Origin of the sequence: Mesoflavibacter zeaxanthinifaciens DSM 18436, from assembly GCF_000422365.1 — a bacterium.
GTDB lineage: Bacteria > Bacteroidota > Bacteroidia > Flavobacteriales > Flavobacteriaceae > Mesoflavibacter > Mesoflavibacter zeaxanthinifaciens.
Genome location: NZ_AULQ01000008.1, coordinates 133,367 through 147,052, shown reverse-complemented (window position 1 = coordinate 147,052; position 13,686 = coordinate 133,367). Strand labels below are relative to the sequence as shown.

General features: G+C 30.0%; 13 protein-coding genes. 10 read left to right on the top strand and 3 right to left on the bottom strand.

The features are described 5' to 3' along the window. The first annotated feature begins 6 nt into the window (after nt 1-6). The 6 genes from H574_RS0109150 (at nt 7) to H574_RS0109125 (ending at nt 7,115) form a co-directional block, all read left to right on the top strand. Complete coding sequence (locus H574_RS0109150; protein WP_081653199.1) at nt 7-1,896, top strand: outer membrane protein assembly factor BamB family protein; 1,890 nt, start codon at nt 7-9, stop codon at nt 1,894-1,896. Between the two features lie 147 nt (nt 1,897-2,043). Beyond that, entirely contained in the window at nt 2,044-3,855 is a 1,812-nt protein-coding gene (locus H574_RS14435) for an ATP-binding protein (RefSeq protein WP_051169868.1), read from the top strand. Nucleotides 3,856-3,941: 86 nt separating this feature from the next. After that, nucleotides 3,942-5,273 carry a hypothetical protein gene (locus H574_RS0109140; protein WP_155912629.1) on the top strand — a complete coding sequence of 444 codons (1,332 nt, stop codon included), beginning with the start codon at nt 3,942-3,944 and terminating at the stop codon, nt 5,271-5,273. Between the two features lie 15 nt (nt 5,274-5,288). Further along, on the top strand, nt 5,289-5,534 hold the full coding sequence (locus tag H574_RS0109135) for a hypothetical protein (RefSeq protein WP_027880288.1): 246 nt from the start codon (nt 5,289-5,291) through the stop codon (nt 5,532-5,534). Between the two features lie 15 nt (nt 5,535-5,549). After that, nucleotides 5,550-6,191, top strand: a complete 642-nt coding sequence (locus H574_RS0109130) for a response regulator (RefSeq protein WP_027880287.1) — start codon at nt 5,550-5,552, stop codon at nt 6,189-6,191. A gap of 324 nt (nt 6,192-6,515) precedes the next feature. Continuing rightward, nucleotides 6,516-7,115, top strand: a complete 600-nt coding sequence (locus H574_RS0109125) for a DUF4230 domain-containing protein (protein ID WP_027880286.1) — start codon at nt 6,516-6,518, stop codon at nt 7,113-7,115. Here the strand turns inward: H574_RS0109125 and H574_RS0109120 are convergent. Beyond that, entirely contained in the window at nt 7,110-7,421 is a 312-nt protein-coding gene (locus tag H574_RS0109120) for a rhodanese-like domain-containing protein (protein WP_027880285.1), read from the bottom strand. The two genes, H574_RS0109125 and H574_RS0109120, sit on opposite strands and share 6 nt — an antisense overlap. A 131-nt stretch (nt 7,422-7,552) precedes the next feature. Here H574_RS0109120 and H574_RS0109115 point away from each other — a divergent pair, with 131 nt between their 5' ends. Next, nucleotides 7,553-8,305: an enoyl-CoA hydratase/isomerase family protein gene (locus tag H574_RS0109115; protein ID WP_027880284.1), complete on the top strand. Its 753-nt coding sequence runs from the start codon at nt 7,553-7,555 to the stop codon at nt 8,303-8,305. A 1-nt stretch (nt 8,306) separates the two neighbouring features. Here H574_RS0109115 and H574_RS0109110 read toward each other — a convergent pair whose 3' ends face one another. Continuing rightward, on the bottom strand, nt 8,307-10,070 hold the full coding sequence (locus H574_RS0109110; RefSeq protein WP_027880283.1) for an aromatic amino acid hydroxylase: 1,764 nt from the start codon (nt 10,068-10,070) through the stop codon (nt 8,307-8,309). 115 nt (nt 10,071-10,185) lie between these two features. Between H574_RS0109110 and H574_RS0109105 the strand changes: the two genes are divergently transcribed. From H574_RS0109105 to H574_RS0109095, 3 genes are all read left to right on the top strand, one after another. Then, entirely contained in the window at nt 10,186-11,154 is a 969-nt protein-coding gene (locus H574_RS0109105) for a type I phosphomannose isomerase catalytic subunit (RefSeq protein ID WP_036227465.1), read from the top strand. 32 nt (nt 11,155-11,186) lie between these two features. Next, a complete protein-coding gene (locus H574_RS0109100) occupies nt 11,187-11,474 on the top strand; it encodes a Sec-independent protein translocase subunit TatA/TatB (RefSeq protein ID WP_036227460.1) in 288 nt (95 codons plus the stop codon). Nucleotides 11,475-11,733: 259 nt separating this feature from the next. Beyond that, complete coding sequence (locus H574_RS0109095) at nt 11,734-13,254, top strand: S8 family peptidase (protein WP_027880280.1); 1,521 nt, start codon at nt 11,734-11,736, stop codon at nt 13,252-13,254. Nucleotides 13,255-13,335: 81 nt separating this feature from the next. Here H574_RS0109095 and H574_RS0109090 read toward each other — a convergent pair whose 3' ends face one another. Beyond that, entirely contained in the window at nt 13,336-13,683 is a 348-nt protein-coding gene (locus H574_RS0109090; RefSeq protein WP_027880279.1) for a hypothetical protein, read from the bottom strand. Between the last annotated feature and the right edge of the window lie 3 nt (nt 13,684-13,686).

The window sequence follows — 13,686 nt, the reverse complement described above, 5'->3', positions numbered from 1 at the left end:
GAAGTTATGAAAGCTATTAATCTACTTTTAATTATTTTTTGTGTTCAATTATCATTGGCACAAAAAGCAGAGCAACCTAACAATTCTTACGATTTAGGCGCAACAATTAACGAAATGACATTAACTGTTGGTGGCATTTTAGTAGTCGCAACAAATGATGGTTTAGTAGGAATAAACCCAGAAACTAGCACACCTACATTTACATTTAATAATTTTGGTAAGTTAACTTCAGAAGAAACTATTTTTGTAGAAGATTCGCCATATATCATAGTATCACAAGGTGCAGGCTCTAAATTAGCAGGTATTACAAAAACTAAAAGAGCAGTTATTAATTACATAACAGGAAAAGTGATTTTTAACTCAGATAATGATAATTGGAATCAAGTTTACACATGTAATATCTTTTTACCAGACAATAAATTAGTAGTTAGTGGTATCCAAAAAACAGGCACAAAAGCTGAAAAAATGACACCTAAAGTTGCAGTTTACGATTTAAGCACACAACAATTAGATTACAGTTTCTTTTTAGATAAACCAGGTAGAGTAGGCGTAGCTAAAGATTTTAGTGTAACAGGATTACCATTATTATTAAAAGATTTTTTAATCATTCCAACAGCTCAAGGTTTAATTGCAAAATCTCATACAGGAGAAGATTTATGGACAAACAAGATTAAAAGAGTAGCTTGGATGGTGTCTGATAAATCTGAAAAAGAAATTTATGGTTTTGAAACCACAACAAACGGAAAAAACACAAGAATACATAAAATTGGAGCAGATGGAAAAGAGCTATGGCAAGACGATAGAAAAGTAAAAGGAATTGTATCTAATTTTGAAATATTACCACAAGGTATAGCTGTTGTTAGTAACAAAAGTGATGGCGGAGATAAAAGTGTATTCTCTCAAAAAAACGAATCTGAAATCGCTTTTTTAAGCGCTAGTACAGGAGAAGATCTTTGGGAAAAAGCACCAAAAACTAAAGGTTATGTGCAGCACTTTTATGTTCAGGATGATGGGATTTTATTCGGAATCCAGCAAGGAGGAATAAATAAGATTTCTTTTGAAGGAGAAACGTTATTTAAAAAACCATTAAAAACAGGAGAAAATATAATGGTTATGGCAAATTCACCTCAAGGATTAATTTATATAACTAGCGAAGATGCAAATATTGTTAACCTAAAAACAGGTGAGCAAGTTTGGGATAAGCCATTAAAATATAAAAATTCAGCTTCTGTAGCGTCAACTTTTGATGCCGATAATAATAGATATTTAATTGCAGCAGATGGTACTATTTTTAGTATTGATGCAAATTCTGGAGATACACAAGATTTTGCAAAAGTAAAGTTTGACGAAAAAGAAGACGCTAACCAAATGGAGATGAGAAACGGAAACATTTACCTAGCCTCATCTCAAAATATGATGGTTTTAGATAAAGATGGTAACGAAGTGTATCATAAATACTATAAATCACCATCAAAAAGCGGTTTTATGAAAGCCTTATCTGGCGTAGTAGCTGTAGCATCTACAGCACTAACTATGGCGCATTCTTATCAAGCAGGTTTAAATAAAACAAGATACGGTAGTGCTAATAATTTAGATAACTACAATGATTATGGAAAAGAAAACAAAAGAGCTGCAGATATGTTTGCCTCTATAGCAGACGAGTCTTTTAAAATCATGTCAAAACGTTTTAAAGCAACTGCAGCTACAGAAAATTCTCAATTCATTTTAACTAAATTAGATGATGGCGTTGGTTTAGTTAAAGTAAATAAAGATAATGGTAATGTAGATAAAGAGATTATTCTTAAAGACAAAAAACCAGAATATCAAGTAGACGAAGTAGCAGGTGTGTTATTTTATAAAGCCAATAAAAGCACCATCTATGCATATAAATTATAGTATGTAAATACTAAAAACGCGCTATTAATCAATCTGTAAACACCAACATTTAAAATAAGTTTTACTTATAAGTTGGTGTTTATTTTTTTAGCTTTTTTTGAAATCTAATATTTATCACTTTACTTTATAAGACTAAAACCAACTTAAATGAATCGCTATTATTTCATTTTCTTTTTTATAGGATTTAATCTCTTCGCTCAAGATCAAAACACATATCTAGATAGTATAAGCAACCAAATTAAAACCCAAAAGACAAAACAAGCTTTAAATACTATTATTGAAATTCCCTACGGAAGTTTTGTCGCAGAGCTAGAAAAGTCAGAACAATTATTTAATAAAGGGATAGAACTTTCTAAAACCATAAACGATAGTATTGCTTTAGGCGAAATTATGTTTAAATACGGTCAACTTAAATCGTATCAAAATAAATTTGATCAAGGGTTAGAGTACACTTTGCAAGCAATAAGAATTTTTGAACATCAAAATAATAATACAAAAGCAGGTATAGCTTACGGTGGTTTAGGCTACAACTTAAAAACTAGAGACTTAGATAAAGGGTTGTATTACATGCAAAAAGGAATAAAACTACTAGAAATTGAAAATGATTTAGAAGGTTTAAATCCAGTATATGACAATTATGGCGTATTGCTAAGTATGGACAAAAAACTTGATAGCGCTTTATATTATCAATATAAATCTTTAGCTATAAAGAAGCAGTTAAAAGATAGTATAGGGCTTGGTTATAGCTATGCAAATATAGCTAATACGTTTGCCGAAAAACAAAACTATGACTTAGCAAAAACTTATGTAGATAGCTCTTCGGTTATACGAAATAAAATTGCAGATAATTATGGAATAACTGTAAACTACGTGCATATAGCAGAAATTTTTCAGCAAGAAGAAAACTATGAAAAAGCAATAGAGAATTATAAAATCTGTGCAGAATTAGCTAATAAATACAAGTACAAGCATTTAGAAAAATACTGTTATCAAAATATTGCAATATGCTATAAAAAACTAAATAAATACAAAGATGCTTTAGACTTTAATGAAAGATTTCAAGCTTTAAAAGATAGTACAGACAATGTAGCAACACAAAATAAGATAGAAGAACTCCAAATACAATTTGAAACCGAAAAAAAAGAAAAACAACTAGCAGAAGCAAAATCTGATATATTAATTAAAGAAGCAAAAATAAAGAGAAAAACCACCTTAACTTATTACGCATTTGGTTTAGCTTTCTTTTTAGGATTAATAGGTTATTTAGTTTATAAACAACAACGCTTAAAAAACAAGCAAATAATTAAAGAAAACGAACTAAAAGAGGCTTTAATAAAAATTGAAAATCAAAATAATTTACAAGAACAACGATTAGCTATTTCTAAAGATTTACACGATAATATCGGTTCTCAGTTAACCTTTATAATTTCTTCTTTAGACAATTTGAAATATTTTGATTTCACCAAAGAAAAACTTTACAATAAGTTTGATTCTATAGGCAACTTTACCCGAAGTACAATTACCGATTTACGCGATACAATTTGGGCAATGAATAAAGAAGAAATCACTTTTGAAGACCTTAAAACAAGAACCACCAATTTTATAGAAGCAGCAAAAACCTCTTTATTAGGTATTGATTTTGAGTTTAATTATCCTAAGGATACAGATAATGTTAAGCTTAATTCACTTCAAGGAATAGACGTATATCGCATCATTCAAGAAGCAATAAATAATGCGGTAAAACACGCAAAAGCAACTAAAATTGTAGTTAATTTTGAGATAGTAAATAACGATTTGAAAATTTCGATTATAGACAATGGTGTTGGGTTTGATCAATCAACTATAGAGGCTGGTAACGGTCTGTTGTCTATGAAGAAAAGAGCAAATGAAATTGATGCCGATTTTGATATGAAATCTTCCAGCCAAGGAACTGAAATTACCATAAAATTTGAAATGTAATCTTTAATAAATAGGGCAATTGCCTTATTTTAAAATCACCACTGTAATAGTAGCTTTGATATTATAGAAATTAATAAACTTTATAAATGAAAAAGCCTGCTACTCTGTTTTTGCTTTTAATAATTTTGATGTGTTTTTCATGTTCAAAATCTTCTGATGATCAAGTAGAGAATAATAACTCATCTATAAATTCTAATGCTAACCAATTACTTTTTGATGGTCAAGCCTATATTAATAGATTAGACGGTTTTAAAGCTAAAAATGAAAACGGAATTTTCATTGCTAAGCAAAACTTAGGAGAAAATTTTGTGACAGTTTCATTTTTAAATTTTCAAACTAATCAACTAAATACAATTCAAATTAATGGAGATATAGATGTTCATCATTATTATTTAGATAAAGCAGGAGATTTATTAATTAGCGGTACTGTTTTTAGTAGCTCTAATGTTAATTCTGGTCGTGTTTTTGCAATAAGACTAAACGATAGTTTAAATGTTGTTTGGCAAAAAAAGTACGATTTTTACTCTTTGCCATATTATGATTCGTACTATTACAACTCAATAAGTAATATAAAAAATAATAAGCTAGTTGTATGTAACATGCAATGGATGTTTATTATTGATGCCACAACAGGACTATTAATTAAGGCAATAGAAAATAATACAACTTATCATTGGTTAAGAAATGTAGCTGTTGCAGATGGATTTTATGCATTTGGAAGATTAGGTAGTGATGCTGTTATAGCAAAATTTGATTGGCAAGGAAATAATATTTTCATGAAAAAAGCATCAGATACTAGACCAGATGCTTTATTAACTTCTTCTGTGCCAATTATTACAAGTACAGATAAAATAATTTGGCCTTATAATACTTTTCAATATAACGCGACTGGACTTGGAGGTTATATGGTTTTTGATTTAAACGGAAATTTGATTGACCATTGGAATCATCAATTTTCAATAGATAATACTCAAGGTGGTACAAATTTTAGTCCTGGTGGTATTTCAATAGAAGAGTTTGGTCTTAATAAATACTATTTAAGAGGATTAATAACTTATTCTATTAATGAAGAAGGTCAATTGCTTTCAAATAAATATCATCAAGGTAGTGTGTTTAGTCAAAGCACAGGTGATTTTTTACAATTTCAGTCACAAGGTAGTGTTGTAACACAATCAGAATATATTGGTGTTTTTAATTACAATCCAAACCAAATTTGCACTAAAATTTCAATAGCAGACTTAAATTTTTTTAATTATAACATAGATTTAATTCCCTATAATTTTACAGATGTATCAGGTTTTTCTGTTTCAGATTTTATGGTTGATGTTACAGATTTAAATATATCAATAGTAACACAACAACTTGTAAATGTAACATATCAGGATAAAGACTATTGTAATGTTGATTTAATTGAATAATTAAACAGATGAAAAATGAAAACACTAATAATTTTATTTACGTTAACTTTAGTATTTATTTTAATCTGGCATTTTCAATTTATAAAAAAAGAAAAACAGCGTCATAATTATATTATAAATAGTTTGAATACTAACTTAAACTTTGAAAATGAGAAAAACACTAAACTTATTTTTGATAAAGATTATAACTATAAGTTGTTAAATTTCAAACTAAATATTATTAAAGAACAGGTTGATTTACTAAAGGAAATTTCAAATTAATTAAAAAAAGTACTAATGAAAATAGCCATTATAGACGATAACAGTTTTTTAATTTCTTCTATAAAAGAGAAGCTTTCTTTTTTTGAAGAAATTCAGGTAAAATATACAGCCAATAATGGTGCAGATTTATTAGAAAAACTTGATAAAGACCATAATTTAGATGCGCTTTTAATGGATATAGAAATGCCTGTCTTAAACGGTATCGAAACAACATTAGCAGTAAAACAAAAGTATCCTCAAATTAAAATTATAATGCTAACAGTTTTTGATAATGACGAGAATATTTTTAACGCCATAAAAGCAGGAGCAGATGGGTATTTATTAAAAGATGTTAATCCACATGAGCTATTTAATGGTATTGTAGATACCTTAAGTGGTGGTGCAGCAATGAATCCTTCCATTGCATTAAAAACATTAAAGTTACTCCGTAATCCAGTAGATTTTAAAGATGTATCAAAAGAAGATATTAATTTAACAAACAGAGAAGTTGAGGTTTTAGAGCAATTGTCAAAAGGATTAAGTTATAAAGTTATAGCAGATAATTTGTTTTTATCACCGTCTACAGTAAGAAAACATATAGAAAATATTTACTCAAAGCTACAAGTGCACTCAAAATTAGAAGCCGTACAAAAAGCAAGGCGTAATAATCTGATTTAGAGGTTTTCAGTATATTTTGTAAGATTAAATCTACAAATAGTATCTTAAACTAAGATATGTTCTTTTGGTCGAAAAAAAAGATACAAACTCAAAGATAGTTCTAATTTTATAAAAGCTATTAATCATATTTCACTATAAGCACCAGATTAATAAATTTATTATAAGTTTATTAAATCTGGTGTTTTTTTATTATCAATTTAGTAACATTTAAATCATTTTGCCTCAACAATATAAATTTATTTTTGCAAGGCTATTAATCTATATATAAAAAAAGCATCATTTGTTTATAGTAAACATTGGTGCTTTTTTATTTACCTTTAAATTATGAGAAAAATAGTAGTAGGAATATGCATAACTTTAATGGTTATATTTATCATAAATAAATGCTCTAATAAAGAAGAAATTCTTATTCAAGAACATTCTGCATTAATAGAAAAGCAAATAAAAAACGTTAGTAAGCTAGTTGTTACCGAAGGTAATTTTAGCGAAGTTTTTAGCTATAAAAATAGCAAAGCAGTATTTGGAGATTTAATAGAGGTTGAAAAAAAAGCACTAGTTGTTGTTAATGCAGAAGTGACGGTTGCTTACGATTTAAGTAAAATTGAATTTAATTTAGACGAAGAAAATAAAACACTAACCATTACAAAAATACCAGAACAAGAAATAAAAATTTTCCCCGAGTTAGAGTATTATGATGTACAAGCAGACTTTTTAAATCCTTTTAAAGCCGAAGACTATAATGCTATCAACAAAAAAGTAAAACAGCAAATAACTAAAAAGATAAATGCATCTAATTTAAAATCAAATGCAGAAAATAGATTAATTAGCGAGTTGTCTAAATTCTATATTTTAACCAATAGTTTAGGTTGGACATTGCAATACAACCAAAAAGTAATAGATAAAGTAGAAGATTTAAAATTATAAGTCTAACTTTTTAGCAAGGTTAAGCCAACCGCCACCATTTATAGTCTCAACACCATTTTGTCGTAAAATAGCAGCAGCACTACCAGATCGCATACCACTAGCACAACATGTAATTACAGGTGTGTTCCATTTTTTAATATCGGCAACTTTACTTTGTATGCTTGGTAATGGTATATGTTTAGAGCCAGGTATAGCTCCAGAATCATATTCGGCTTTAGACCTAACATCTAAAATTATTGCACCTCTATTTTGAAAGTCTTTAATTTTTTCATTTTTATTACCGAAAAGAAAGCTTAAAATTCCCATAATCTAATTGCTGTTTTTAATTGATGTAAAAATACAAAACATAGCATAGTTCTTAGTAACAATTGTTACTTCTGCTTAAAGATATAATTTAAACTCTTAAATTTGTAACTACACAAATTAAAAAATCATTTATGGCTCAGTCTTACGTTAAGCAAACTACCAAAAATAATATAGCATTTATCGAGTTTTTTACTCCAGAACATAATGCAATGCCAAGTCCTATTTTAAAAGAATTAGCGCAAGTAATCTCCAATGCAGGTAACGATGATGAAGTAAAAGTAATTGTTTTAAAAAGTGGTGGCGACCGTACATTTTGTGCAGGAGCAAGCTTTAAAGAGTTAATTGCGATAGATAATTTAGAAGCAGGAGATTTATTTTTCTCTGGTTTTGCTAATGTTATCAATGCCATGCGTACTTGTGGTAATATTATTATTGGTCGTGTACAAGGTAAAGCTGTTGGTGGCGGTGTTGGTTTGGCTAGTGCAACAGATTATTGTTTAGCAACCAAATATGCAGCTATTAAATTAAGCGAAATAAGTATTGGTATTGGACCATTTGTAATCGAGCCAGCAGTGTCTAAGAAAATAGGAGCAACCGCATTTTCGCAAATGACTATTGATGCCGAAAATTTTTACTCGGCAGAATACGCAAAAGACAAAGGACTTTATGCAAATGTTTTTGAAACCATTGAAGAATTAGACCAAGCAGTAATCGAACTTGCAAATAAATTAGCTAGTTATAATCCAGAAGCGTTATCAGAACTTAAAAACGTACTTTGGCAAAACACCGAAAATTGGGACACGTTACTTAAAGAACGCGCTAAAATTAGCGGTAAATTAGTGCTAAGTAGTTTTACAAAAGAAAAGCTAGCTAGTTATAAATAGTTTAACTTAAAACAGCTTCTTCATTTACAATTTTAATGCCGTCATCTATTAAATGACCAATTTTAGGTCGGTTTTGTTTAATAGTTTCTAGATGGTTTAAAATAGAAGTACATAATTCTTTTTCATTGCCTTTAAAAGCTAATTCGTATAACTCGACAGGTAAAAGCCAATCGTTAGGGAATTTATCCTGTAACTGTTCTAAAACTTTAGTTCTAGAAATGGTTTTATTAGTACCTTCTCTGTAATCTCTTACTTGTTTGTAAAGCGAAATAAGTTCAAGCTTCTCTGGCGATTTCTCCTCATGAATGGTATTACTACTAATTTTATGAGAAATCAGATCAAAACTATGTAAATCTGCAGGTCCAGAATATCCAGAAATAACCTCTTTTCCTACAGCCATATCATACTGTCCCCATTCTGGTTTAAATAAAACTGTATCGTTATGTTTTACGGTACAGTTTTTAAAGCTTATTAATATAATTTTTCCTTGAAGGTTTCTTGTTCCGGTAATAATTTCGCCAGTTACGGTAATATTACCCTCAAATTCAAGCGTTACAGTTTCACCTTCATAAATGTCATATGCACGCAAATCTCTTGGCGACATATCTTCAATAGCAAGATTAATACCTTTTAATTTCCCTATTGGAGATCCAAAACCTTCAGGATGCTCTAAAGTACTATGACCTACTAATTCTTTATCACGATTAGCCAATGCAGTTTTACCAGTGGTTTGTATGTAGTGCACTTTTCCGTTAGTTTCAATAACATTAGTAAATACTCCCGAAATTTGTAAACCTGTACTTAATTCTATGGTGCCTAGCGCGTTACTTTCTATTAATTTATTTACTGCGCTTGCGCCACCAGTACGTAATGCCATAGTATTTGCAAATTCTTCTAGAACTAAACTTAAGTGAGCAAAATCTGGAGTGACAAATAATTGTGGTTGTGGTTTTGTAATATCAAAATCCTGAAAAGTAGCTTCTATAGAGTACGGTAGTTTTTTTACTTTATCGGTCATGCACCAAGCACTTTCTCCGATAGAAGATAATAATCCAGCTCCGTAAATTTTAGGCTGTTCAAGTGTGCCAATTAAACCGTATTCTACAGTCCACCAATGTAAATTTCTTATTAAAGCCATTTCGCTTGGTTTACCCATATTTTGTTGTAAATCTTCAACTTTTTTTTCGGCTTTATCAATCTCGTCTTGTGGCGTATTTGGCGCTTCTTTTATTATAGAAAGATGTCTTACAGCATCATATAACTCGTAATCTTTTGCGCTACTAATCGCTTTGCAACCAATTTCACCAAAACGTCTTAAATATTCTGCATATTCTGGATTTGCAATAATAGGAGCATGTCCTGCGCCTTCATGAATAATATCTGGAGCAGGTGTATATTCTATGTGTTCTAATTGTCTAATATCACTAGCAATAACTAAAACATTATAAGCTTGAAACTCCATAAACGCATTAGGAGGAATAAATCCATCTACTGCAACTGCAGCCCAACCAATTTCTTTTAAAATACGATTCATACCGTACATGTTTGGTATAGCATCAATACTAATTCCTGTTTGTTTTAAACCGTCTAAATAAGAATGATGAGCAACTTGGCTTAAGTAATCTACATTTTTTCGCATAGCATAGCGCCAAACGGCTTGATCAATAGCACTGTAATCCTCATAGTTTTGAGGTTTTATAAATTGCGTTAAGTGCTTTGGTAAGCGCTCTAAGATAGGATTAGTTTCGATATTTTTTAAGCTCATTGTAATAGGGTTTGCTATTATGTAAAAATACTAAAATTTACACTAAAAATAGAATGCTGTAAAACAGTATATTAGTCAATAAAAATTTTTAATTTTGTCTTAAAATATTAGACAAATGCTAACTCCTTTAAAATTTCAACCTCTGTTTAAGTATAGAATTTGGGGCGGAAACAAATTAAAAACCGTTCTTAATAAAGATTACGATTCAGAATCTATTGGCGAGTCTTGGGAAATCTCTGATGTACCTAATGATGAAACAGTAGTTGCAGATGGATCATTAAAAGGTTACACTTTAAAACAACTAATGAAAGAGTTTAAAGGCGAATTTTTAGGAGAAAGCGTGTATAAACAGTTTGGTGAAGCTTTTCCGTTGCTAATTAAATTTATAGATGCAAAAACACCGTTATCTATTCAAGTTCATCCAAATAACGAGTATGCAAAAACACACCATAATTCTTTTGGGAAAAACGAAATGTGGTACATCATGCAAGCAGATCAAGACGCTAATATTATTGTAGGTTTTGAAAAAGAAATTGATAAAAAACAATTTAAACAGCATTTAGAAGATAAATCTGTTTTAGATGTAATGCATCATGAAAATGTAAAAAAAGGAGATGCATTTTATATTCCAACGGGACGCATACATGCTATTGGAGCAGGTGTAATGCTTGCAGAAATCCAGCAAACATCAGATGTAACTTATCGTGTTTATGATTATGATCGTGTAGACAAAACAACAGGTAAAACAAGAGAGTTACATACAGAGCAAGCTACAGAAGTGCTTGATTTTAATGTAGAAAGTAGCTACAAGACTGATTATCAAAAAGAATTAAATACATCTAATAAATTAATTCATTCTCCATATTTTAAATCTAATTTTCTACCAATTAAAGGAGAATTAAAAAAAGATTACAGTAATGTAGATTCTTTTGTGATTTACATGTGTGTTTCTGGTCAAGCTGTAATTCAATATCAGCAAAAAGATTATACCATAAACACAGGAGAAACCATTCTTTTACCAGCATCTGTAAATGACGTTATGTTAAAGTCTGATGACGCTCAAATTTTGGAGGTTTATTTTTAAAGACTAAACAAACATCTTAGTATATTTGCAGCATGATATTAGCATCACAAATATTATTTATTAGTACAACCGAAGTGTTTTTCATACTCTTGGTGGTTGTTATGCTGTTCGGAGCTAAAAATATACCAGATATCGCTAAAGGGTTAGGGAAAGGTATGCGTACACTAAAAGACGCTACCAACGATATTAAACATGAGATTACTAAATCTGCAGAAAATAATGGTATAGATACAAGCATTACCAAAGAAGTAAACGAAGAGTTAAACAAAGTAAAAGACGATTTAGAGCAGTTTACAGGTTCAATAAAACGTAACAAATAAAACTTTTTAGGACATTATAATAAGTGTCGCTCCATACTTTTATATCCTTTTTATTTTAGAGGAAAGTAGAAGAGAAAGCTATTTTTAAATCTCAGCTTTTTTAGTGCAATAGTATATTATACTTCAATGGGATTAATCGCTAAAATATATATTAAATTTCACACCAAACTTCTATTTTTTTTAGAGAATTCATAATTTTATAAGTTAATATTTGTTAATTATTTATATATTTAACTGATTAACCGATAAACCAACAATTATGAAAACTTTTCCCTTAAAGCTAGCAATATTTTGTTTAGCAATTGTTTTTATGCAATCTTGTCAAGAAGAAGACGTGCATGAAGATCAATCTTTTTCAGAGCAACAAGTTAAAGATCCTTTAACAGTACAAGAAATTAATAGTAAAATAACCGAAAGTTTAGAGGCTACTGGTGATTTTGATTGGAGCCAAGTAGATGCACATACACTTTGGAGTGCAGTTACACACGGTAATAATATTTTAACAATAGGTTACGGTCAAGAAGGTGAGTTTTTTAGTGAAGTAAAATCTGAAAGACTAAAACAAAACCTAGAAAATATTCTTCAAATTGTAGAAGCTACTGAAGGATATAAACGAAGCGAAAAAACATTGGTAGAGCATGATATTATTAATGTTGTTGATGTTCAGGTTGAAAATTTTGAAACAATAAAACGCTTAAAATCAATCAATGGTGTTAGGTATTTCGAGCCTAATGGATATGACCAATATTATTCTACTAACACAAGTAATCAACGATCTTTGTCAGATTCTGGATGTTCTAAAAATGGAGAAACTATAAATTCTGCACATTATTCTACTGTAGCACCAAATAATGCGCAAGTGTCTTGGCATTTCTATCAACATAATATTCCGCAAGCATGGAACTATTCAACAGGATCAGGTATTACTGTAGGATTAATAGATACAGGTGTATCTCAATCTCAAACATTATTAAATAGTTCTGGATTTAACGACGGATATTCAAACGGTCGTTTTGTTCAAAAGTACGGGACATTTATAGATTCTTCTTGGTGGTGGAGCAGCAATTATGATGGTCCACATGATAAATGTGGTCATGGTACGCAAATGGGATCAACCATTGCTGCACCGCGTAACGATAACGGAATGCCAGTTGGTGTTGCTTATAATGCAAACCTTGTGGCTTACAGAGCTACGGAAGATGTAGTTTTAAATGATTATCACGAGCGTAAAGGTGTAAGTGATGCATTAACTCAATTAGGAAACAGAAGTGATGTTAAAATAATCTCGATGTCAATAGGTTATCCGTGGTCAATTGGTAACATAAAAGATGCAGTTAAATACGCATACAGTAAAGGAAAATTAATTTTTGCTGCTGGAGGAACATCTACAAACTTCACTAACTGGTATGGTGTTATTTTTCCAGCAACTATGAGCGAAACTGTTGCAGTAACTGGTATTACAGATGGTGCTTATTATGAAACTTGCGATGTGTGTCACGAAGGTGATAAAATAGATTTTACTATCGTAATGGAAGGTGATAATAATACTAGTAAACATCCGCCAGTTTTAGGGTTTTATAACGGACAAAGACAATATACAGGCGGATCTTCTGTCGCTACAGCAACAACTGCTGGTATTGCTGCATTAGTTTGGTCTAAATATCCAAGTTGGAGTAGAAGCCAAGTCTTAAATAAGTTAAAGCAATCTGCACATTTATATCCTAATAAACATTCTAGTTTTGGTTACGGAACAATAGATGCTTTGCAAGCTGTACAATAATTAAAATGAAATAAGTCACAAAAAAACCTCTTCAAGTTGAAGAGGTTTTTTTGCTTTTAAAGAGAGTAATTACTCTTAGTTTTAATTGAATTGTTTAGGATTTCTTATATAGCAAGCAAAAATGGTTGAAATCACAATTAATGCTGCAACCTCAAAAGGTTTATCCTTATAGATATGTATAAATACTATAAGAGTCATGTAAAGAGATAGTAAAAAAGTTCCTATAAACATCGTCTTGTTATAAAAAAATAATATCACTGAAACAAGTAAGAAAATCCCAGTAGAAATCATAACACTTGAATTAGAAATCACCTTTTCGTTCTGATTTGAATCAATAATTTTATCTACAGCATTTAATATATAAAAAATAGAGATTGCTACTGTTGGTAACCATTTCAAAATTAATATTATGATATCTCTTAACTTCATAAA

Excerpts from the sequence above, each read along its gene's own strand:
- H574_RS0109150 (WP_081653199.1), top strand. The coding sequence starts at position 7 with ATGAAAGCTATTAATCTACTTTTAATTATTTTTTGTGTTCAATTATCA.
- H574_RS0109105 (WP_036227465.1), top strand. The coding sequence starts at position 10,186 with ATGCTAACTCCTTTAAAATTTCAACCTCTGTTTAAGTATAGAATTTGG.
- H574_RS0109125 (WP_027880286.1), top strand. The coding sequence starts at position 6,516 with ATGAGAAAAATAGTAGTAGGAATATGCATAACTTTAATGGTTATATTT.
- H574_RS0109100 (WP_036227460.1), top strand. The coding sequence starts at position 11,187 with ATGATATTAGCATCACAAATATTATTTATTAGTACAACCGAAGTGTTT.
- H574_RS0109120 (WP_027880285.1), bottom strand. The coding sequence starts at position 7,421 with ATGGGAATTTTAAGCTTTCTTTTCGGTAATAAAAATGAAAAAATTAAA.
- H574_RS0109140 (WP_155912629.1), top strand. The coding sequence starts at position 3,942 with ATGAAAAAGCCTGCTACTCTGTTTTTGCTTTTAATAATTTTGATGTGT.
- H574_RS0109095 (WP_027880280.1), top strand. The coding sequence starts at position 11,734 with ATGAAAACTTTTCCCTTAAAGCTAGCAATATTTTGTTTAGCAATTGTT.
- H574_RS0109115 (WP_027880284.1), top strand. The coding sequence starts at position 7,553 with ATGGCTCAGTCTTACGTTAAGCAAACTACCAAAAATAATATAGCATTT.
- H574_RS0109130 (WP_027880287.1), top strand. The coding sequence starts at position 5,550 with ATGAAAATAGCCATTATAGACGATAACAGTTTTTTAATTTCTTCTATA.
- H574_RS14435 (WP_051169868.1), top strand. The coding sequence starts at position 2,044 with ATGAATCGCTATTATTTCATTTTCTTTTTTATAGGATTTAATCTCTTC.
- H574_RS0109135 (WP_027880288.1), top strand. The coding sequence starts at position 5,289 with ATGAAAACACTAATAATTTTATTTACGTTAACTTTAGTATTTATTTTA.
- H574_RS0109110 (WP_027880283.1), bottom strand. The coding sequence starts at position 10,070 with ATGAGCTTAAAAAATATCGAAACTAATCCTATCTTAGAGCGCTTACCA.
- H574_RS0109090 (WP_027880279.1), bottom strand. The coding sequence starts at position 13,683 with ATGAAGTTAAGAGATATCATAATATTAATTTTGAAATGGTTACCAACA.